This is a genomic window from Falsigemmobacter faecalis (genome assembly GCF_003863335.1).
GTDB classification, from domain to species: Bacteria; Pseudomonadota; Alphaproteobacteria; order Rhodobacterales; family Rhodobacteraceae; genus Wagnerdoeblera; species Wagnerdoeblera faecalis.
This window is the reverse complement of the sequence record NZ_RRAZ01000006.1, coordinates 64,143-84,957: the sequence shown is the minus strand read 5'-3', so window position 1 is coordinate 84,957 and position 20,815 is coordinate 64,143. Positions and strand designations below refer to the sequence as shown.

Genomic DNA, 20,815 nt, shown 5'->3' with positions numbered 1-20,815 from the left:
GGCGGCCGGACGTGCTTACATCTGTGCGAGAGCCGCCTCAAAGGCGTCGAACAGCTCATCAATCTGCGCCTCGGTGATGACCAGCGGCGGGCAAAGCGCCAGAGTGTCGCCGATGGCGCGCGAAATCAGGCCCTGCTCCTGCAGCAGACCGACCAGCTTCGCGCCGCGTGCGCCGACCGCGCCCTCCTGGGGCTTCAGCTCCAGGCAGCCGATAAGGCCGACCGAACGGGCATCAAAGGCCAGCTCATGCTGAGCCAGCTTCGCCAGACGGGCGGCGAATTTCGGCGCCAGCGCGCGGACATTGCCGACCAGATCGCGCTCTTCGATGATCTTCAGGTTTTCCAGCGCCACGGCAGCGGCCACCGGGTGACCGGCGGCGGTGAAACCATGGCCAAAGGTGCCGATCTTTTGCGATTCGTCCGCCAGCGGCTGATAGACCCGATCGTTCACCAGAATCGCCGACATCGGCAGATAAGACGAGGTCAGCTGCTTCGAGCAGACGAGGATATCGGGCTCCATCCCATAGGTGGTCGAGCCGAACATATTGCCGGTGCGTCCGAAGCCGCAGATCACCTCATCGGCGATCAGCAGGATGTCGTATTTCTTCAGCACGGCCTGAATGGCGGCCCAATAGCCTTCCGGCGGGATGATCACACCGCCTGCGCCCATCACCGGCTCGCCGATGAAGGCGGCGACGGTCTCGGGGCCTTCCGCGAGGATCAGATCTTCGAGCTCTTTTGCGAGACGCGCCACGAATTGCGCCTCGGTCTCACCGGCTTCGGCGAAGGCTTTGTAATGCGGGCAGAGGGTGTGTTTCACCATCGGCAGCGGCAGATCAAAGGAGCGGTGGTTGTTCGGCAGACCCGTCAGGCTGGCCGAAGCAATGGTCACGCCATGATAGCCCTTGATGCGGGCGATGATCTTTTTCTTCTCCGGCTGGCCGAGCGCGTTGGCGCGGTACCAGATCATCTTCATGGCCGTGTCATTGGCCTCAGACCCTGAGTTGGTGAAATGCACTTTCGACATTTTTACCGGCGCCATTTCCAGCAGCTTTTCGGCCAGCAGGGTGGCGGGCTCATGCCCCTTCTGGGTGAAGGTGTGGTAATAGGGCAGCTTCGACATCTGCTTTGCAGCCGCTTCCACCAGGCGCGGCTCATTAAAGCCCACGGCCACGGACCACAGGCCCGCCATCCCCTCGATATAGCGTTTGCCGTTGGTGTCGAAGACATAGATCCCCTCACCGCGCTCGATCATCAGCGCGCCTTCGGCTTCGGCTTTGCGCTGGTTGGTATAGGGGTGCAGATGCGCAGCGATGTCGCGGGCTTCGAGCGAATTCGGGCGGGGGGTCAGATCAGACACGGTCTCTACCTCAGGTGAAATTGCAGCAGGGGCAGGCAGCACCCGCCAGGCTGCGGTGATTTGACGCGATCCTGGGCCGTGCGTCCAGAGGAAAGGCTGGTTTTGCTGCTTTGCCCGCCCTAGCCTTAAGACGCAGACTGAGAGGGGAAGAGGATGGAATTTCCGCAGATTGCCGTGCTGGGCGCGGGGGTGATCGGCGCCAGCTGGGCGGCGCTTTTTGCAGCCTCCGGGCGGCAGGTGGTGGTGGCTGATCCCGAGGCCGAGGCTGAGGAAAAGCTGGCTCGCTTTGTCGAAGAGGCGGCCCCCGTGCTGCGGGCGCTCGGCTGGGAGGGGGCGGGGGATCTGTCGCGCATCCGCTTTGTCACCCGCGCTGAAGAGGCGGTTGAAACGGCTGACTTCATTCAGGAAAACACCCCTGAGCGGCTGGAGGTCAAGCACAGTCTTTTTGCACGGATTGCGCCGCTGCTGAAGAAAGAGGCGACTTTGGCAACCTCTTCTTCGGGGCTGAAACTCTCGGAAATGGCGAAAGCTCTGCCGGATGCGGGCGGGCTGATCCTGGCCCATCCGTTCAATCCGCCGCATCTGATCCCGCTGGTGGAGCTGATGGGCACCCCTGCGACGCGGGCCGGGGTGCTTGAGCAGGCCGAGCGGTTTTACACCTCGCTGGGCAAGACCTGTGTGCGGCTGAACCGCGAGGTCACCGGCCATATCGCCAACCGCCTGCAGGCCGCCGTTTTTCGCGAAGCCGTGCATCTGGCGCTCAGCGGCGTCGCGGATTTCGGCGAAATCGACAAGGCGATGACCGCAGGGCCGGGGCTGCGCTGGTCGGTCATGGGGCCCTCGACGCTTTTTCACTTAGGCGGTGGGGCGGCGGGGATGGCGGGCTTTCTGCAGCACCTCGGGGATCCCATGCAAAGCTGGTGGGATGATCTCGGCCGACCCGATCTGACGCCCGGGGTGCGCGCAAAGATCGCCGAAGGGGTCAGTGCCATGCTGGCGGGCCAGAGCATCAGCGATCTGGCCGCCACCCGGGACCGGGCAATTCTGGCGGCGCTGACGGGCGGGCGCTTGCCGCAGTAAGGGCTTTCGTGGCAAAGCACGCGCAGAAAAGCCTTGCCGGGGGTCGCCATGCGCCGCAGCCTGTTGCCCGATCTCGCCGCCCTTCAGACCTTTGAATGCGCCGCGCGGCACGAGAATTTCTCGCGCGCGGCTGAGGAATTGAACCTCACGCAAAGCGCGGTCAGCCGTCAGATCCGCGATTTTGAAGAGCGCATCGGCCACCGGCTCTTTGAGCGCGTGCGCCAGAGGGTGGTGCTGAGCGAGGCGGGAGAGCGGCTTTTGCCCCAGGTCCGCCGCCTGCTGCGCAACGCCGAGGATATGATGACCGGGGCGCTGTCGCTGTCTCCGGCGCAGCAGGTGTTGCGGGTGGGGGTGCTGCCGGCTTTCGGGGCGCGCTGGCTGGTGCCGCGGCTGCAGAATTTCACCGCCACGCATCCCGGCCTTGCCCTGGCGCTGGAAACCCGGGACGGGCCGTTTAACTTCGCCGAAACGTCGCTGGATCTGGCGATCCATTATGGTCAGGGCATCTGGCCCGATGCCGTCGCAACCTATCTTTGCAGCGAGGCGGTGGTGCCGGTGGTCTCGCGCGATTTCGCGGCGCGCTGCCGGTTTGAAGAGCCGCAGGATCTGACCGGGCTGCCGCTTTTGCATATGTCGGGGCGGCCCTCGCTCTGGGCGGATTGGTTTGCGGCGCGGGGTCTTCCGGATCAGACCGCCTGGGCGGGGATGCGGTTTGATCAGTTCGCGCTGATTATCGCGGCTGTCAGCGCGGGGCTGGGGGCCGCGCTTTTGCCCTCATATCTCATCGAGCGCGAAATGGCGGCGGGCGATCTGGTCGCCCTCGATGTCGAGCCGACGGTGACCGAGAACAGCTATTACGTGGTGATTCCCGAAGGCCGGCAGACCAATCCCGCGGCCCTGGCGCTGCAGTCCTGGCTTTTGTCGCAGGTCCGTCCGCAGTCCCGCCGCTCTTTGCCGGAAATTTAAGCGAAACGTCACAGACCTGTAACCCTTGATCACAAATATGGGTGTCCGGGCGCGCGGGTGCAGCCTCACCGTTGACTTTTGAGAATGATTTGCATTTGCATTTATGCGGGGAAACGGAGACTTCAGAATGACGTTGAAAACCTACTGCCTGGCCGGGGCTCTCACCCTTGCTGCCGCATTGCCCGGGGCGGCGCAGGCGGAGAAGATGAAGGTGGTCACCACCTTCACGGTGATCGCAGATATGGCCCGTCAGGTGGCGGGCGAGGCGGCAGAGGTGGTCTCCGTCACGCGGCCCGGTGCCGAAATCCACGGCTATGAGCCGACGCCCCGCGATATCGTCGGGGCCTATGGTGCGGATCTGATCCTGTGGAACGGCATGGGCCTTGAGCTGTGGTTTGAGCAGTTTCTGCGCAACCTCGGCGAGGTGCCCTCGGTCACCGTCAGCGAAGGGATTGAGCCGATCGCCATCTCGGAGGGCGCCTATAGCGGCAAGCCCAATCCCCATGCCTGGATGGGCCTTGAGAACGCTTTGATCTACATCGACAATATTGAGCGTGCCTTTGCGCAAAAAGATCCGGAGAATGCGGCGATCTATCACAGCAATGCCGCCGCCTACAAAGAGCAGCTCAAAGAGGCCCTGGGCCCGCTGCGCGACCGCATCGCGGCTCTGCCCGAAGACCGCCGCTGGCTGGTGACCTGTGAGGGGGCTTTCAGCTATCTCGCCCGCGATTTCGGGTTGAAAGAGCTTTATCTCTGGCCGATCAATGCCGATCAGACCGGCACGCCGCAGCAGGTGAAGGCGGTGATCGACGGCGTGCGCGCGCATAATATTCCGGCCGTCTTTTGCGAAAGCACCGTCAGTGCCGCCCCGGCAGAGCAGGTCGCCCGTGAAACCGGGGCGATCTATGGCGGCGCGCTTTATGTCGACAGCATCTCCGAGGCCGATGGCCCGGTTCCGGGCTATCTCGAGCTGCTGCAGGTCACTGCGCGGACCATTGCAGACGGCCTTGCACCTGCCACAGAATGAGCGCGACCGGATCTCCGGCTGAGCCAGCGAATGAAAAGATCATGAGCCAGACTATCACGCCTGCGCAGGACGACCCTTCAGATGGCAGCGGCATCCTGGCAGCAGGGGTCACCGTCACGTATCGCAACGGGCTGACCGCGCTGCGCAATGCCAGCTTTCGCATTCCCAAAGGCACGGTGACCGCGCTGGTGGGGGTCAACGGGGCCGGGAAATCCACGCTCTTTAAATCCATCATGGGCTTCGTGCCCCTGGCGAAGGGCGAGATCCGCCTGCTGGGCCTGACGGTGCCGGAAGCTTTGCGCAAAAACCTCGTTGCCTATGTCCCCCAGTCTGAGGAGGTCGACTGGACCTTTCCGGTGCTGGTCGAGGATGTGGTGATGATGGGCCGCTATGGCCATATGGGCTTTCTGCGCCGCCCCAAAGCCGTCGATCATGAGGCGGTCACCACGGCACTGGCCCGGGTCAATATGCTGGACTATCGCCACCGCCAGATTGGTGAGTTGTCGGGCGGGCAGAAAAAGCGGGTCTTTCTGGCCCGCGCTCTGGCGCAGAACGGCCAGGTGATCCTGCTCGATGAGCCTTTCACCGGCGTCGATGTCGGCACCGAAGAGCAGATCATTCAGCTGCTGCGAGAGCTGCGCGATGAGGGCCGGGTGATGCTGGTCTCCACCCATAATCTCGGCTCGGTGCCCGAGTTCTGCGACCGGGTGGTGCTGGTGAAGGGGACCGTGCTGGCCTATGGGCCGACCGCCACCACCTTCACCCATGAGAACCTTGAGACGGCCTTCGGCGGCGTGCTGCGCCGCATGACCCTGAGTGGTCGGGATCTGCATGACGACGATGATCCGCGCCATGTCTCAATCCTGTCCGATGATGAGCGTCCGCTGGTGCAATATGGTCATCAGACCCGGACCACGGGGCAGGGTGGGGAGGCACCATGAGCCTGCTGCTGGAGCCCTTCACCTATGGCTATATGCTGAACGCCATGTGGGTCTCGGCCCTGGTGGGCGGGGTCTGCGCCTTTCTTTCGGCCTATCTGATGCTGAAGGGCTGGTCGCTGATCGGCGATGCGCTGTCGCATTCTGTCGTGCCCGGGGTGGCGGGGGCCTATATGCTGGGGCTGCCCTTCGCGCTGGGGGCCTTTCTCTCAGGCGGGTTGGCGGCGCTGGCCATGCTGGTGCTTTCCGATCGCAGCGGGCTGAAGTCTGATGTGATTATCGGGCTGATCTTCAGCGCCTTTTTCGGGCTTGGGCTTTTCATGATCTCGGTCTCGCCGGTCTCGATCTCGGTGCAGACCATCACCATGGGCAATATTCTGGCGATCACTCCGGGAGATACGCTGCAACTGGTGCTCATTGCCGGGGTGTCGCTGCTGATCCTGACGCTGAAGTGGAAAGATCTGATGGTGGTCTTTTTTGACGAAAGCCATGCGCGCTCGATCGGGCTGCGTCCGGGGCTTTTGAAGGGGATTTTCTTCACGCTGCTCTCGGCCTGTGTGGTGGCGGCGATGCAGACGGTGGGGGCTTTTCTGGTCATCGCGCTGGTCGTCACGCCCGGGGCCACGGCTTACCTTTTGACCGACCGCTTTTCGCGGCTGATCGGGCTTTCGGTTCTGATCGGCACGCTGAGTTGCTTTATCGGCGCCTATCTGAGCTATTTTCTGAACGGGGCGACGGGCGGGATTATCGTCTGCCTGCAGACGCTTGTCTTCCTGCTGGCCTTCTTCTTTGCGCCCAAACACGGGCATCTGGCCCTCAGGCGCAAAGCGGCTGAGGCCCTGCGCGCGGAGGCCGGGGTATGATCGAGGCGCTGACCTTTCCCTTTGTCTTTCCCTTCATGCAGAATGCCTTTTATGTGGCGCTGCTTCTCAGCGTGCCGGCGGGACTGTTGTCCTGCTTTCTGGTGCTGAAAGGCTGGGCGCTGATGGGGGATGCGGTCTCGCATGCCGTGCTGCCGGGGATCGTTCTGGCCTGGGTGGCGGGGGCTCCGCTGATCCTCGGGGCCTTTCTGGCGGGGATGCTGACCACGCTCTCGACCGGCTGGCTGGCGGGCAACAGCCGGGTGCGGCAGGACACCGTGATGGGGGTGGTCTTCTCGGGCATGTTCGGCGTGGGGATCGTGCTGCATACGGCCATCGGCTCGGGGCTGCATCTCGATCACATTCTTTTCGGCAATATCCTTGGCATCGGGCCGGAGGATCTGCGCACCTCGGCCCTGATCGGACTGCCGGTGGCGGCTTTTCTGGTGCTGAAGTGGAAAGACCTGATGCTGCAGGCCTTTGACACGGTGCAGGCGAAAGCCTCGGGGCTGAGGACCGGGCTTTTGCACTACGGGCTTTTAACGGCGCTGTCGCTGATGGTGGTGGCCACGCTTTCGGCCACGGGTCTTATTCTGGCGGTGGGGCTGCTGATCGCGCCGGGGGCGATTGCCTTTTTGCTGGTGCGCAGCTTTGGCAAGATGCTGGTGGTGGCCTCCGCCGCCTCACTTTTGTCGATGTGCGGCGGAATTTACCTCAGCTTCTTTCTCGATTCGGCGCCGGGGGCGACGATCATTCTGGTGCTGACCGCGCTGTTTTTGCTGGCCTTTGCCTGGCGGCGGCTGCAGATCGCGCGGGCGACCACTCAGCCCTGATAAAGATCCAGTGGCAGGCCGCGGCGGCCGTGTCCGGTGATCTTCAGCACGGCCCCGTCAAGCGGGCCGTCGGCCTTCAGTCGGCCGCTGTCGGAGATGGTGGTGAGGTAAAGATCACTCAAATCCGGCCCGCCAAAGCAGAGCGCAGCGGCATGTTTCACCGGCACATCAATGCGCTGCGTGACCTGACCTGCCGCATCCAGCCGCACAAGTGCCGAAGCCGTCACAAGCGCGGTCCAGAACCCGCCCTCGTCATCAAGACAGCAGCCGTCGGGCGGAGAGTTCAGCGCGGTGAAATCGGCATAAAGCTGCGCCGGGCCAAGGGTGCCATCGGCCGCGAACTCATAGCTTTCGGCGCGGCGGGCGGTGCTGTCGCAGATGGTAAAAAGCCCGCTTGCCGGATGGATCAGCGGCCCGTTCGCCACGCCCAGGGCCGGGCCGATGCGGGTGAAGCTGTGATCGGTCCCAAGGCGGTAGATGCCGCCCAGCGGCGCCTCGCCCGGCGCGCGCAGCGTGTGCATGGTGCCAAGGATAAAGCTGCCGTCGGGCATGGCCGCGCCGTCATTGAGCCGCATATTCGGGTGATGCACCTCAAGGCGGCCCACAGTCTGGCGGCTGCCATCGGGATCGATGAGAATCACCTCATCGCGCAGGGCGACAACCAGACCGCCGCCCTGACGCAGCGCGAAGGAGCCTGCCGGGGCCGGGACCTCTGCCTGGAGCGTCACCGCGCCGTTTTGATCGAGCGAGACGATCAGGCCCTTGCGGCAGTCCATCATCCACAGCTTTTCGCCGTCCCACATCGGGCATTCGCCGAGATCGGTGTGGAAACTCCCGAAACGCTCAATGTGCAGCGGCATGACGGCTCCCTCCGGCAGTTGTTCACAGGCTGCGCCTCCCTTAAAGCAGCGGGAGGAGCGCCGCCAGCATGAGGGGGAAAATGCGGGAACCATCCGCAGACAAGGTCACAGCCATTTTAGAGACCGCCGCAGAGCTTTTCGCCTCCAGGGGATATGAAGCCACCTCGATGCGCGACATTGCTCAAGGCGCCGGGGTCTCTAAGTCTTTATTATATCACCATTTTACCGACAAATATCAGATTTTCACCCGAATCACCTCGCAGTCCGGGCTGGGGTTGAATGAGGCGGTGGCCAGGGCGCTTCCGAAAGACGCCACGGCCTCGGAGCAGCTGGAGGTCTTTATGCGGACCACGGCGACCTTTTTTGAGGAAAACCGGCTGTCCTGGATTTCGGCCTCGCAGGAGTTCTGGACCTCAAATGAGGCGCAGATGTCGCTGCAGATGAAACTGCGGCGCGATTCCTTTGAGCATATGCTGCGGCGGATTCTGGAAGACGGTGTGAAGCGCGGCGAGTTTCAGGTGAGCGATGTCCGGCTTGCGGGGCGGATGATTCTGTCGTCGCTGAACTGGATGTATCGCTGGTATAACCCCGCAGGCAGCCGCGATGCGGCGGAGATCGCGGGGGAATATTACCGCATGATCGCCTTTGGCATTACGCCCCGGGGGGAGGCAGACTGAGGCGGCCTGGCTGATTCGGGGGTCTTTACCGGCCGGGCTTTGGCCTTTTAAGCAGCCCCGGGGAGGGCTGCCTGCCCTCCCCGGACCCCGCCCGGGAGTATTTTAAAAAGCCAAAGCGGGCGGGGGTGGCGCTCAGTTCAGTTTGAGGCCCTGGTCTTCGATCACTTTGCCCCAGACCTCTTTGTCTTTGGCGAGCTGTGCATCCAGTGCCTCGGGGCCGCCGGCTTTTTCATATTGACCGTTTTTCGACAGGAGGTCGCGGTAGGCCTCAGATTGCACGGTTTTTACGGCCGCGGCTGAGAGGCTGTCGATGATCTCCTGCGGCGTGCCTGCGGGGGCATGAAGCGCCGTCCAATAGGTCGCCTGAAGTTGCGGATAGCCGAGTTCGGCCACGGAAGGCACCTCCGGGAAGGCGGGATCGCGTTCTGCGGTGGTCAGGGCGAGCATCCTGAGATCGCCGGTTTTGACATATTCAGTGAGCGCAATGGGCGTGGCGTTCGACATCTCCGCCTGACCGCCGATCAGATCGACCAGCGAGGAGGGGTTGTTTTTATAGGCGACGGCGCGGACATCAAGGCCGAAGGTTTTGCCAAAGATCGCGCCGTAGAGATCGGTCACGGAGCCGGGGCCGAGCGTGCCGTAACGCACCGGCTTTCCGTTGGTTTTCGACCATTCGGCCAGTTCTTCGACCGAATTGACGCCCAGCTCTGTCGGCACGGTGATGGTCAGCGGGCCATCGAACATCATGGCGACAGAGGCGAAATCCTCCAGCTTATAGGGCAGTTTCGCACGCAGCATGGTGTTCAGCGAGACCGGACCGGTGCCGCCCAGAAGCAGGGTCGAGCCGTCTGCTTTGGATTTTGCGACAAAGGTGGCGCCGATGATGCCATTGGCGCCAGGTTTGTTCTCTACAAAGACGTTGCGGCCAAGTTCTTTGGCCATGCCGTCCGCGAGCATACGGGCGAAAGCGTCATTCGTGCCGCCTGCGGCATAGGGCACGACAATGGTCAGCGGCTTGTCGGAGGCCGCGGCTGCGAGCGGGGCACTAAGGGCAACTGCGGCGGTGAGGGCTGCAGTGAAGGTGCGGCGCGTCAGTGTAAGGATCATCTTTTCCCCTCCGTCATGGGTGCAAGGGCAGGGCTGACCGAGTGGTCGGTTTCCGGTTGACGTGAACGTCGCCTTTGCGGGGCCTGCGGTAAAGTGAAGCGATGAGGAAGGTCAACTGCGGCGTCGGCTGTGACGTTACGGCACATTGAGCCTGGGGGTGAGAAAGGTGATCAATCATTGATGCCAGTGCTCTGTGCTGCATTTGCTGCAGATCTGTTCTGCGGGTTGAACGGGCCGCGCAGGCTTGTTCCCACTGTGCCGCAATTATAGCCAAAACCAGCCCTGACCGATCGGTCAGTTGATGGGGAGGTTATCAATGGCAGACCAATTCGTTCGTCTTGAAGTGTCGGACTACGTGGCTCTGGTCACGCTGGACCGGGCTCCGGTGAATGCGCTGAGCCGGGACATGCGGCGGCAGATCGTCGCGACCTTCGATGCCATCTCTGAGCGTGAGGACATCCGCTGTGCGGTTCTGACCAGCACCGGCAAAGCCTTTTGCGCGGGCGCTGATCTGAAAGACCGCCCCTCGGCTGACATTGCGGGCGACTTCCTTGAGCACAACCGCATCACCCGCGAAACCACCAATGCCATCCGCGAATGTGCCAAGCCGGTGATTGCCGCGCTGAATGGCACGGCGCTTGGTGCGGGCTTCGCGCTGGTGGCGGCCTGTGACATCATCTACGCCTCGGAAGAGGCTTCCGTGGGCATGCCGGAGATCAACGTCGGTCTGGCCGGTGGTGCGTCGATGCTGAAGACGCTCTTTGGCCGCTCGACCATGCGGCGGATGTTCTTCACCGGTCAGCGTCTCTCGGCCCATGATCTGCTGAAGCGCAATGTGATTGAAGACGTGCTGCCCGCGGATGAGCTGCTGCCGGTCTGCATGGAGCTGGCGCGTGAGATCGCCTCGAAAGCGCCGCTTGCGACCATCTATGCCAAGCGTTCGGCCAATATGGTTGATGTCATGCCGCAGCGCGATGCCTACCGCTTTGAGCAGGAATTCACCATGGCGCTGGCGAAAACCGAGGATGCCCGCGAAGCGCGTATGGCTTTCCTCGAAAAGCGCAAACCCGTTTTTAAGGGCCGCTGAGCCCGCCTTTACGTCGCTTCTGCGACCCTCACGCGCCCTTCCCGGACAGATGGAAGGGCGCGCCGATGCACAGACGCGCGGGTGTGGCTCTTTGGGGCCGGACCCCCCGGCAACACTGAGGCCTGCCATGAGTTTTGACACCAATGTGACCCTGCCTGATCCGGCCACGGATCGCGGCGCTTTCCGCGCCCATGCCCGCAAGTGGCTGGCAGAGAACCTGCCTTCGACCCTGCAGGCCGACAGCCTGGATTTCAAATATCCCTCGCTGGAGGAAGCCCGCGTCTGGGAAGCCGCGATGCATAAGGCGGGCCTCTGGGGCATGACCTGGCCGAAAGAATACGGTGGCCACGGATTGTCGCTGCGCGAGCATCTGGCGGTCAACAAAGAGGTTGGCGCCCTGTTGATGCCGGAATCGGTGGGCTCGATCGGCAAAGAGCTTGCGGGTCCGGTCATCATGGCCGTGGGCACCGAGGCGCAGAAGAACCACTTCCTGCCCAATATCCTGACCATGTCGCATATGTGGTGCCAGGGCTTCTCAGAGCCCGAAGCGGGCTCGGATCTGGCCCGTCTGCGCACCCGTGCGGTGCAGCAGGAAGACGGCTCCTGGCGCGTCAACGGCCAGAAGATCTGGACCTCAGGTGCGGCCAAGGCCGATTACTGCCTGCTGCTGACCCGCACCGGCACCGTGGCGGACAAGCACCGCGGCATGCTGATGTTTGCGGTTCCGATGAACACGCCCGGTATCCGCGTGGTGAACATCAAATCGATCGACGGCAAAGACAGCTTTGCGGAAGTCTTCTTTGATGATGTCGTCATCGCCGATGACGCCCGTCTGGGTGCCCCGGATGAGGGCTGGTCGGCGGCGATCCGCGTGCTCTCGATTGAGCGTGCGACCAACCGCATGTATCGCCCCTGGCGCTTTGAGGCGGAGCTGAAGTTCCTGGTGAAGGCGCTGAAGTCCGATCCGGACCTCGCACAAAAGCTGGAAGAGGCGGATGTGCAAAAGCGCATCGGTCAGATCGTGACGGAAATCGACGGCCTGAAAGGTCTGATCGAGCGGGCGGTGGATCAGATGATGGGCGGTGCGCCGATCGGTGCGCGCGGCTCGCTGTCAAAGCTGTCGTGGTCGGAAACCCACCAGAGCTTCATGGGCTTCGCCTATGAGTTGATCTCGGGGGTGACGCCGCTGAATTCGGCGCTGGCGCAGCGTGCGAAAAAGCATTTCACCACCGGATATCTCTTTGCCCGCGCTGAGACGATTTATGCCGGCACCTCTGAGGTGCAGTGCGACATCATTGCCCAGCGTATCCTTAACCTGCCGACGGAGCTGAAAGCATGAGCGACGACAGCCTCTCGCCCGAAGAATTCGCAGAAGCCGCAGGCGCTGCCATCCTCGACGCCCAGTCGCGCCCGGATGCGACCCGGGATGTTCTGGCCGAAGCCGGGCTCTTCTCGGTCTCGGTGGATGAAGATCACGGTGGCATGGGTCTGGGGATCGCATTCTCGGTCCCGGTCGCCCAGACCGCCGGTGAAAAGCAGCTGCGCTTCCCGATTGTTGAGCAGATTGTGCTGGCCCGCGCTTTCGCCGGCACGGAACAGGGTGAGGCCCTTCTGGGTGGCGCGCTGACCGGCACCATCGCTTTTGCAGGCGCGCTGGAGGCAGGTTTTGCCGCCCGCGCCGCTTTTGCGACCACCGCAGATGTGATGCTGGTGGCCGAGGGTGAGGGTGCGGCGCTGATCGATCTCGCGTCGGTCACCGTGGAAGCCGATGCCACGCTGGACCCGGAGGCCCCCTCGGGCTTCGCGCGTCTGGAAGGGGCTACGGTTCTCGCGCGTCTCGATGCAGCCGGTTATGCGGCGCTGAAGCGCGATGTGACGATCCTCTTTGCGGCCTTTGTGAATGGTGCGGCAGAAGGCGCGCTGAACCGCTCGGCGGAGTATCTGGCGCAGCGCGTGCAGTTTGGCCGCCCGCTTTCGGCGAAACAGGCGGTGCGTCACCACCTTGCGCGCATGAAGCTGGGCACGGAAGCGGCGATTGCCCGTCTGCGCCGCGCGCTTCTCGACAATGAATTCGCGGAAAGCCGCGCCATTGAAACCGCGCTGACCGGTGCGCTGTCGAACGCGGTTTTCGTGGTGGAAAAAGCGGTGCATCTGCACGGCGGCATGGGCTTCACCGAAGAGCTGCCGCTGCATTATTCGCTGCGCGATGTGCGCAAAATTGAGACCGCGCTGCAGGCCGGGGCTCAGACCCGCGCCATCGGCCGCGCTTTCATCGACGCTGCCTGAGGGGGATTTCGCATGACCGTAATCGCACGCGATATGGAAGGCCTTGTGGCGCTGATCACCGGTGCCGGCAATGGCATCGGGCGTGAGACCGCCCTTCAGATGGCGGCCCGCGGTGCCACCGTGGCCGTCAACGATCTGAAGCAGGAATTCGTTGACGCGACCGTTGAGGAGATCACCGCTGCCGGTGGCAAAGCCTTTGGCGTCACCGCCAATGTCGGCACCCGTGAAGGCATTCAGGGCGCTGTGGCTGCTGCCAAAGCGCAGGGTGGCCGTTTCGACATCCTGGTCAATAACGCGGCCTGGGTGCGCTATCAGTCGGTGCCGGAGATCATGCCGGAAACCGTCGACCGGATGCTCGATGTGGGCTTCAAGGGCGTGATCTGGGCGATCCAGGCGGCGACCGAGGCGATGGACGCGGAGCGCGGCGGCGCGATCGTCAATGTGGCTTCTACGGCTGCGGTGCGCTCGACGCTGAATTCGGTGGTCTATTCGGGCATCAAATCGGGGATCCTCGGGATCACCCGCGCGGCGGGTGCCGAGCTTGGTGCGCGCAAAATCCGGGTGAACGCGGTCTGCCCCTCGGCGGTGCCGACCGAAGGCACGCAGCGCAACCGCAACGAAGAACGCGACAACAAGCGTATCGCCGCGACCCCGATGGGTCGTCTGGGGACCGTCACCGATATCGCCCAGGCGATCTGCTATCTCGCAAGCCCGCAGGCGGAGTTTATCACCGCCCAGGCGCTGGTCGTGGATGGCGGTGTGACCTTCACCAATATCTGATGCACGGGCAGGGGGGAGCGCCATGACCGGACGTATTGTTCTGACGGGAGCCGCATCCGGCATTGGCCGGGCTGCCGCAGAGCTGTTTGCAGCCGCAGGCCACGCCTGTCTGCTGCTCGACCGCGATGGCGCGCGCCTCTCTGAGGTGATCAAAAGCCTGCCGGGGGGCGCGGAGCGTCATCTCGGTCTGGCGCTTGATCTGACGGATCCGGCCTCTTTCGCGGAAGTGGCGCAGGTTGCGGGTCCGGTCTCGGCCATCATCAATAATGCCGGCATGTCCGATCCCTCGGGCGTGCCTTTGGCCGAGCAAAGCCCCGACCAGGGCGCACGGCTTTTCGCGCTGAACCTTGAGGCACCGCTGCGCCTCGTTGAAGCACTCTCTGAGCGGCTGGAGCCGGGGGCGCGGATCGTCAATGTGGCCTCGGGTGCGGGGCTTCGCGCCATTCCCTTTCGCGGCGCTTACAGCCCCACCAAAGCCGCGCTGATCGCGCAGTCGCGCGCACTGGCCAAAGCCCGCCCCGATCTTTGCGTGACCGTTCTGTGCCCCGGCTTTGTGCGCACCGAACTGGTTGAGGCGCTGATCGCTGAGGGCCGGATTGATCCCACCAGCGCCACGGCAAAGATCCCCATGGCCCGTATGGCCTCTCCGACGGAGATGGCGCGGGGGCTGACCTTCCTGGCCTCGCCGGAGGCGGCACCGCTTTCGGGCAGCTTTGTGGCGCTTGACGGGGCCTCCTGGGTCTTTGGCGGCTCGATCCGCTTTGACAGTCAGGGCGCGCCGGAACTGGCGGTCTGGGCCGAAGGCACGACATATCTTGTGCAAAATGAGCCGGAGCTTGCGGCCTATCTGCCCGAAGACGGCGCCTATGAGGCGCAGATCCGCTGTCTGGATGCCGGGGCCTGCTATGCCGGGCTGCATGCGGCGGCGGCGGACTTTGTCAAAGCCGGCTCGCGTCCGGCCAGCCTGACGCTGGTGCTGCCGCCCGCTCCCGGCGATCTGCGCGGGGCGGGCGATCATGCGGCGGCAAAGATGGCGGTGGCGACGCTTGCCTGCGAATTTGGCGCGACCGGGCTGCGCATCAATGCGCTGCAGGTGGCACCCCATATCTCCGCCCAGGAAGTGGCGGGCGTGCTGCATTGGATGGCCGGGGTTGAGGCGCAGTTCCTCACCGGCCAGGTGCTTGATCTCGGGAGCCTTGGCCAATGATTGATCTGACCCCCGAGCAGCAGGCCATCAAAGCCTATTTCATCGCTGAGCGCGGCTACTGGCGGCCCTGGACCGAGACGATCCTGCGGATCAACCCCGAGTTCCTGCGCCGCTATGCGACCTATGCGGGCTACCCCGCCCGCACCGGCCCGATGTCCGCGCGGATGATTGAGCTGATCTATGTGGCGCTCGATGCCTCTTCGACGCATCTGTTCACCGCCGGGATCAAAACCCATCTCGATCTGGCGATGAAGGCGGGGGCGACGCCTGCCGATATTTTGGATGTGCTGCATCTGGTGGCGGCCCAGGGTCTGGAGGCGGTCTATAGCGGCGTCTCGATCCTGGCCGAAGAAGCCGGACTGCCCGAGACCTGCCATCTGCCCTCAGAGCAGCGCGCGCGGGTGGCGGCGATTTTTCCTGAGAACGCCCGCCATGTGGCGGCACTGGCCCAGCTTGATCCGGGCTATCTGGATGTTCTTTTGGGCTTTTTGGAATATGGCGATCCCATGGAGGGGCTGCGCCCCACCGAGCGGACGCTCATTGAGATCGCGCTCAACGCCTGTTTCACCGGCCGCAATGAGGAGAGCCTTCGCCGGCACATCCGCATCGCGCTCGATGGCGGGGTGGACCGGGCTGAGATTTTGCAGGCGATCCAACTGGGAGCGCATCTTGCGGTGCATGGCACCGCACTTGGCGCAACCCTGCTGGAAGAGCATCTGACCACATCTCAGAGCGGTGCGGCGCATCAGAACCCGGCAGTGCCGGCGGAGAGGAGGAAGGCATGAACACAAGTCTTCAATCAAGACTACCCGATCTTCTCGGGGCGGGGATCACCCTCGCACTGGGGATCTGGGTTATCGCGGCTTCGGCCGATTACGACATGGGCTCGCTGCGCGATATGGGACCGGGATATTTCCCGCGACTGATCGGCCTGGGCCTTATTCTGCTGGGCGGTCTGCTGGCCGTCCTGACACTGAAAAAGCCCGGCACGCAGTTCGGCTCTGACCGACCGGCACTTTCGTCGGTGCTGCTGATCTCGGCCTCGCTGATTTCCTTTGCGGTTCTCATCGAACGCAACGGGCTTTTCCCGGCGCTCTTCGTGGCGGTTCTGTTGTCGACCTTCGCGTCTGACAACCGCAATGTGGTGCGCTCGGTCATCCTCTCAGCCATCACCGCCGGTGTGAGCTGCGTCGTATTCATCTATGCCCTCGGGCTCAGCATGAAGGTGTTCCAGCTGTGAGCGACGGTCTGCTTTCCAATATCGCGCTCGGCTTCAGTGTCGCGCTGTCCTTTGATGGTCTGCTTTACTGCACCATCGGGGTTCTGCTGGGCACTGTGGTCGGTGTGTTGCCGGGGCTGGGCACCATGGCGACCCTCGCCATTCTGATGCCGATCACCTTCCATATTGATCCGACCTTCGCGGTCATCATGCTGTCGGGGATCTATTATGGCGCGGCCTATGGCGGCTCGACGGCCTCGATCCTGCTGAACCTGCCGGGCACGGTGACCTCGGTCATCACCACGCTCGACGGCTATCCGATGGCGAAGAACGGCAAAGCCGGTCAGGCGCTGTTCATCACCGCGATTGCGTCCTTCGTGGGCTCCTTCCTGGGGGCGGTGCTGCTGGCGGTGCTGACCGTGCCGCTGGCCACTGTTGCCATGCAGTTTGGTCCGCAGGACTATTTCATGCTGATGGCCTTTGGTCTGATCGCAGCCTCGATGCTCTCGACCGGGCAGCCGCTGAAATCGCTGATCATGGTCTTCACCGGCATGCTGCTGGGCGTCGTTGGCCTTGATCTGAACTCGGGCGCTGAGCGGTTCACCTTTGGCTCGCCGGATCTTTTTGACGGGCTGTCGCTGGTGGCGATCGCCATGGGTCTCTTTGGTCTGCCCGAGATCATCACCGCCGCCCGCGGTGGTCCTGAAGGCACCGTGACCGATGAAAAGATCACCCTGCGCTCGATGATCCCCTCGAAGGCGGATATGAAAGCCTCGGCCATGCCGATGCTGCGCGGCACGGGTGTGGGGTCGTTCTTTGGCGCGCTGCCGGGCACCGGTGGTGTGATCGCGACCTTCCTGTCCTATGCGCTGGAAAAGAAGATCTCGAAAACGCCTGAGCGTTTCGGCAAAGGCGCGATTGAGGGCGTGGCTTCGCCTGAGGCGGCCAATAACGCCGCTGTACAGACCGCTTTCATCCCCACCATGTCGCTGGGCATCCCCGGGGACGCGGTTATGGCGATCATGCTGGGCGTTCTGATGGTGCATGGCATCGTTCCGGGCCCGGCGGTGATCTCGGAAAACCCGAGCCTCTTCTGGGGGCTGGTGGCCTCTTTCGTGGTCGGCAACGTGCTGCTGGTGATCCTGAACATTCCGCTGGTCGGCCTTTGGGTCCGTCTGCTGCGGGTGCCCTATCACCTGCTGTTTCCGATCATGGTGGCCTGTGTCTGCGTGGGGGTCTATTCGGTCTCGAATAAGATCATGGATATCTACATCCTGCTGGCCTTTGGTCTGGTGGGCCTGGGTCTGAAGATGCTGCGCTTTGACGGCTCGACGCTGCTGCTGGGCTTTGTGCTCGGCCCGATGCTGGAAGAGCATTTCCGCCGTGCCATGGTCGTGACGGGGGGCGAATTCTCCAGCTTCATCGAGCGCCCGATCTCTGCGGTCTTTGGCTTCCTGACGCTGGCGATGATCATCTGGTTCTCAACCACCGCGCTGTTGCGGCTGACGAAGAAATAAGGTCAAAATCCTTTGCAGCCGGGCTTTCGGGACCGGCTGCATGTTCCGGGGCCCTTCGGGGCCCCTTTGCATAACGACCCCGAAGTTGGGAGAGAGACGATGAGCCAGGCTGCTGATGTGGTCCTTGTAAGCCAGAGCCCCGAGGGTGTGACCCTTGTGACCCTGAATGATCCTGAGCGGCGCAATGCGCTGTCGCTGTCGCTGCGCCTGCGTCTGCTGGAGGTGCTGCGCGCGGAAGCCGCAGATCCGCGGACCAAAGTTCTGGTGCTGACCGGGGCGGGCAAAGGCTTTTGCGCGGGCGGCGATATCTCGGCCATGGGGCAGGGCTCGGGCGTCTCGATCCCGCGGATGAAGATCCTGCATGACATCGCGCGGGAGCTGGCGGTCTATCCCAAGCCGGTGATCGCGGCGGTGAACGGGGCGGCTTTCGGGGCGGGGGTGTCGCTGGCGCTGCTGTGCGACCGCATCTTCCTGGCACCTGATGCGAAGCTGGGTGTGACCTTCGGGAAGATGGGCCTTGCGCCCGATACCGGCTTTTTGTGGTCGGCCTGCCGCCGCCTGCCGCGCGCCCGCGTGTTGCAGATCGTCATGGACAGTGCCGTCTTTGACGCCTCAGAGGCGCTGGATGAGGGGCTGGTGGATGCGGTGGCCGATGATGTGGTGGAAGTGGCCACCGCTGCGGCCCGGGCACTGATCCCGGCGGCACCGCTGCCCTTCGCGCTGGCGCGCCGCGCGCTGGTGGAAATGGATGGCGGGCTTGATCTTTGCCTCAGCCATGAGCTGCGCGATCAGGGCGTGCTTTACGACAGCGCCGATCACCTGGAAGCCGTGGCCGCTTTCAAAGAAAAGCGCACTCCGGTCTTCAGCGGTCGCTGAAAGGTCCGGCTTTAAAGAAAAGGGGCGGTGCTTTGCAGCACCGCCCCTTTTGCTATCAGGCTTTCGCGGCCCAGGCTTTCAGCGCCTCAGAGGGGCCCTCTGCCAGACCTTTGGCGGCCAGGGCCTCAAGGCCCTCAGCCACTTTGGCAAAGCCGATGGCGCGGCCATATTGCACCGGGCCGCCGCGATAGCGCGGGAAGCCATAGCCTGCCACTTTCACCAGATCGACGTCGCTGTCGCGGAAGGCGATGCCTTCGGCCACGATCTTTGCCGATTCGTTGATCATCGGGAACATGATCGCCTCAACGATCTCGGCATCCGAGAAGGTCGCGGGGGCGGTGACACCGGCATCTGCACGGGCCGCGGCAATGGCCTCAGCCACAGCGGCGGGGGTGCCGGGCGCTTCTTTGCCCGCAGTATCATAGTCATACCAGCCGCCATTGGTTTTGCGGCCCAGACGTCCCGCCTCAAACACACGGTCAGCGACCGGGGCCCAGGGGCTCTCGCCACGGCCACGCGCCGCTTTGCGCTGGAAGGCACCGATGTCGAGACCTGAGAGGTCCTGGGTGCGGAAGGGGCCAAGCGCGAAGCCGAACTTCTGCAAAGCGTTATCGACCTGCGAGGGCTCTGCCCCGGCCACCACCAGACGCTCTGCGGTGGTGCGGGTCAGCTTCAGGATGCGGTTGCCGATAAAGCCGTCGCAGATGCCCGCGCGCACCGGCATTTTCCCGGCCTTTGCAGCCAGGGCAAAGCCCGCGGCAATGACATCCGGTGCCGAACCCGAAGTCGGCACGATTTCCAGCAGTTTCATGATATTGGCCGGCGAGAAGAAATGCAGGCCGATGAAACGCTCCGGCCCCGGCAGATCGGCGACGATCTCATCGGGGTTCAGATAGGAGGTATTGGTGGCAAGGATCGCATCGGGTGCGCAGACGCGGGTCAGCTCCGCAAAGACCGCGCGTTTGACATCAAAGTCTTCAAAGACCGCCTCAATGACCAGATCGCAATCGGCCACGGCGGCGTAATCGGCCGCCGAATTAAAGCCGCCGATCAGATCGGCGTATTTCGCCTCAGAAATCCGGCCTTTTGCCAGATCGCCTTTGAGGATCTTTTCCACATTGGCCTGACCGCGGACCGCAGCCTCGGCATCGCGCTCGATCATCTGCACGGGGATGCCTGCATTGCGCAGTGCCACGGCAATGCCTGCGCCCATGGTGCCGCCACCGATCACACCGATGCGGGTGAAGGGACGGGGCGTCACGCCCTTCAGCTCTGACGGACGCGGCGCGGCGCGCTCGGCGAAGAAGATATGGCGCAGGGCTGCGGCCTGATCGGTTTTGCGCAGACGCAGGAAGGTCTCACGCTCAAAAGCCATGGCCTCAGCGAAGCTGACTTCGGTGGCGTTTTTCAGCGAGGCCAGCGCCTCAACCGGGCCGGTATTGCCCTTGGCGGCTTTCTTTACGCGGGCGGCGGTCTCGGTCCAGAAGGCCTCGTCCTTTTGTCCGGTCGCGCGGGTCGAGGTGATCTCGGGCAGGGCCGCACCCAGGGCTGCGGTGACGAAATCTTCCGCCGCCTGATCGGCAGCCTCAGCGGGCAGGATCGCATCGATCAGGCCAAGCGCCAGCGCCTTATCGGCCTTCACCGGCTTGCCGGAGGTGATGAGATCAGCCGCCGCCTCGGTGCCTACCAGACGCGGGGTGCGCACGGTGCCGCCGGAGCCCGGGATGATGCCAAGGTTCACTTCCGGCAGGCCCATCTGGCTGCCCGGAACCGCCAGACGCCAGCGGCAGGCCAGCGCGATTTCCAGACCGCCCCCCAGAGCGGTGCCGTGGATCTGCGCCGCAAAAGGCTTGGCGCAGGCTTCCAGCGCGTCGAGGACATCGGGAAGATGCGGCTCAACCGGGGGCTTGTCGAATTCGGTGACATCGGCACCGGCCACGAAGGTGCGACCGGCGCAGGACAGAACCACGGCCCGGACCGCATCGTCGGCTTCCACGGCGCGAACCGCGTCCAGAAGGCCCTGACGCACGGCGGCAGAGATCGCATTGACGGGCGGATTGTCGATGATGACGCGCGCAATCGCGCCGTTTTTGATGACGGAAACGGTCATGGTCAGTCCTGAATGCAGGTAAAAAA

Annotated in this window: 20 protein-coding genes; 16 read left to right on the top strand and 4 right to left on the bottom strand. The window is 63.4% G+C overall.

All coding sequences use genetic code 11. From position 1 onward, the window contains the following. Positions 1-15 precede the first annotated feature (15 nt). Positions 16-1,350: an aspartate aminotransferase family protein gene (locus tag EG244_RS05510; protein ID WP_124964095.1), complete on the bottom strand. Its 1,335-nt coding sequence runs from the start codon at positions 1,348-1,350 to the stop codon at positions 16-18. Between the two features lie 162 nt (positions 1,351-1,512). Between EG244_RS05510 and EG244_RS05505 the strand changes: the two genes are divergently transcribed. From EG244_RS05505 to EG244_RS05480, 6 genes are all read left to right on the top strand, one after another. Then, positions 1,513-2,439, top strand: coding sequence for a 3-hydroxyacyl-CoA dehydrogenase family protein (locus tag EG244_RS05505; RefSeq protein ID WP_124964011.1), 927 nt, complete (start codon positions 1,513-1,515; stop codon positions 2,437-2,439). A gap of 48 nt (positions 2,440-2,487) precedes the next feature. Next, positions 2,488-3,405: a LysR family transcriptional regulator gene (locus EG244_RS05500; protein ID WP_124964010.1), complete on the top strand. Its 918-nt coding sequence runs from the start codon at positions 2,488-2,490 to the stop codon at positions 3,403-3,405. A gap of 127 nt (positions 3,406-3,532) precedes the next feature. Continuing rightward, positions 3,533-4,432 (top strand): metal ABC transporter substrate-binding protein, encoded by a 900-nt coding sequence (locus tag EG244_RS05495; protein WP_124964009.1) that lies wholly within the window; start codon positions 3,533-3,535, stop codon positions 4,430-4,432. Between the two features lie 41 nt (positions 4,433-4,473). Then, positions 4,474-5,373 (top strand): manganese/iron ABC transporter ATP-binding protein, encoded by a 900-nt coding sequence (locus tag EG244_RS05490; protein ID WP_124964008.1) that lies wholly within the window; start codon positions 4,474-4,476, stop codon positions 5,371-5,373. Beyond that, positions 5,370-6,233, top strand: coding sequence for a metal ABC transporter permease (locus tag EG244_RS05485; RefSeq protein ID WP_124964007.1), 864 nt, complete (start codon positions 5,370-5,372; stop codon positions 6,231-6,233). Before EG244_RS05490 ends, EG244_RS05485 begins: the two co-directional genes overlap by 4 nt. Beyond that, on the top strand, positions 6,230-7,063 hold the full coding sequence (locus EG244_RS05480) for a metal ABC transporter permease (RefSeq protein WP_124964006.1): 834 nt from the start codon (positions 6,230-6,232) through the stop codon (positions 7,061-7,063). Before EG244_RS05485 ends, EG244_RS05480 begins: the two co-directional genes overlap by 4 nt. On the opposite strand, the gene EG244_RS05475 is transcribed toward EG244_RS05480, so the two are convergent. Next, a complete protein-coding gene (locus tag EG244_RS05475) occupies positions 7,054-7,923 on the bottom strand; it encodes an SMP-30/gluconolactonase/LRE family protein (protein ID WP_199737808.1) in 870 nt (289 codons plus the stop codon). The genes EG244_RS05480 and EG244_RS05475 overlap by 10 nt on opposite strands. 80 nt (positions 7,924-8,003) lie before the next feature. On the opposite strand from EG244_RS05475, the gene EG244_RS05470 reads away from it, so the two are divergent. Next, positions 8,004-8,600 (top strand): TetR/AcrR family transcriptional regulator, encoded by a 597-nt coding sequence (locus EG244_RS05470; RefSeq protein ID WP_158617245.1) that lies wholly within the window; start codon positions 8,004-8,006, stop codon positions 8,598-8,600. Between the two features lie 132 nt (positions 8,601-8,732). On the opposite strand, the gene EG244_RS05465 is transcribed toward EG244_RS05470, so the two are convergent. Continuing rightward, positions 8,733-9,707, bottom strand: a complete 975-nt coding sequence (locus tag EG244_RS05465; RefSeq protein WP_199737805.1) for a tripartite tricarboxylate transporter substrate binding protein — start codon at positions 9,705-9,707, stop codon at positions 8,733-8,735. A 316-nt stretch (positions 9,708-10,023) separates the two neighbouring features. Between EG244_RS05465 and EG244_RS05460 the strand changes: the two genes are divergently transcribed. The 9 genes from EG244_RS05460 (at position 10,024) to EG244_RS05420 (ending at position 18,679) form a co-directional block, all read left to right on the top strand. Continuing rightward, a complete protein-coding gene (locus EG244_RS05460) occupies positions 10,024-10,794 on the top strand; it encodes an enoyl-CoA hydratase/isomerase family protein (protein ID WP_124964004.1) in 771 nt (256 codons plus the stop codon). 127 nt (positions 10,795-10,921) lie between these two features. Continuing rightward, positions 10,922-12,133 carry an acyl-CoA dehydrogenase family protein gene (locus EG244_RS05455; RefSeq protein WP_124964003.1) on the top strand — a complete coding sequence of 404 codons (1,212 nt, stop codon included), beginning with the start codon at positions 10,922-10,924 and terminating at the stop codon, positions 12,131-12,133. Further along, a complete protein-coding gene (locus EG244_RS05450) occupies positions 12,130-13,080 on the top strand; it encodes an acyl-CoA dehydrogenase family protein (RefSeq protein ID WP_124964002.1) in 951 nt (316 codons plus the stop codon). The genes EG244_RS05455 and EG244_RS05450 overlap by 4 nt, the downstream gene beginning before the upstream one ends. A 12-nt stretch (positions 13,081-13,092) precedes the next feature. Beyond that, a complete protein-coding gene (locus EG244_RS05445) occupies positions 13,093-13,860 on the top strand; it encodes an SDR family NAD(P)-dependent oxidoreductase (RefSeq protein ID WP_124964001.1) in 768 nt (255 codons plus the stop codon). 22 nt (positions 13,861-13,882) lie between these two features. Further along, positions 13,883-15,067, top strand: coding sequence for an SDR family oxidoreductase (locus EG244_RS05440; RefSeq protein WP_124964000.1), 1,185 nt, complete (start codon positions 13,883-13,885; stop codon positions 15,065-15,067). After that, positions 15,064-15,852 (top strand): carboxymuconolactone decarboxylase family protein, encoded by a 789-nt coding sequence (locus EG244_RS05435; RefSeq protein ID WP_124963999.1) that lies wholly within the window; start codon positions 15,064-15,066, stop codon positions 15,850-15,852. Before EG244_RS05440 ends, EG244_RS05435 begins: the two co-directional genes overlap by 4 nt. Beyond that, positions 15,849-16,307 (top strand): tripartite tricarboxylate transporter TctB family protein, encoded by a 459-nt coding sequence (locus EG244_RS05430; RefSeq protein WP_124963998.1) that lies wholly within the window; start codon positions 15,849-15,851, stop codon positions 16,305-16,307. Before EG244_RS05435 ends, EG244_RS05430 begins: the two co-directional genes overlap by 4 nt. Then, positions 16,304-17,803 (top strand): tripartite tricarboxylate transporter permease, encoded by a 1,500-nt coding sequence (locus EG244_RS05425; RefSeq protein ID WP_199737802.1) that lies wholly within the window; start codon positions 16,304-16,306, stop codon positions 17,801-17,803. Before EG244_RS05430 ends, EG244_RS05425 begins: the two co-directional genes overlap by 4 nt. Before the next feature lie 99 nt (positions 17,804-17,902). Next, entirely contained in the window at positions 17,903-18,679 is a 777-nt protein-coding gene (locus EG244_RS05420; protein ID WP_124963997.1) for an enoyl-CoA hydratase/isomerase family protein, read from the top strand. A 55-nt stretch (positions 18,680-18,734) separates the two neighbouring features. Here the strand turns inward: EG244_RS05420 and EG244_RS05415 are convergent, their stop codons facing one another. Then, the gene (locus EG244_RS05415) at positions 18,735-20,789 is read right to left on the bottom strand and encodes a 3-hydroxyacyl-CoA dehydrogenase NAD-binding domain-containing protein (RefSeq protein ID WP_124963996.1); all 2,055 of its coding nucleotides are present in this window, start codon (positions 20,787-20,789) and stop codon (positions 18,735-18,737) included. Positions 20,790-20,815 lie beyond the last annotated feature (26 nt).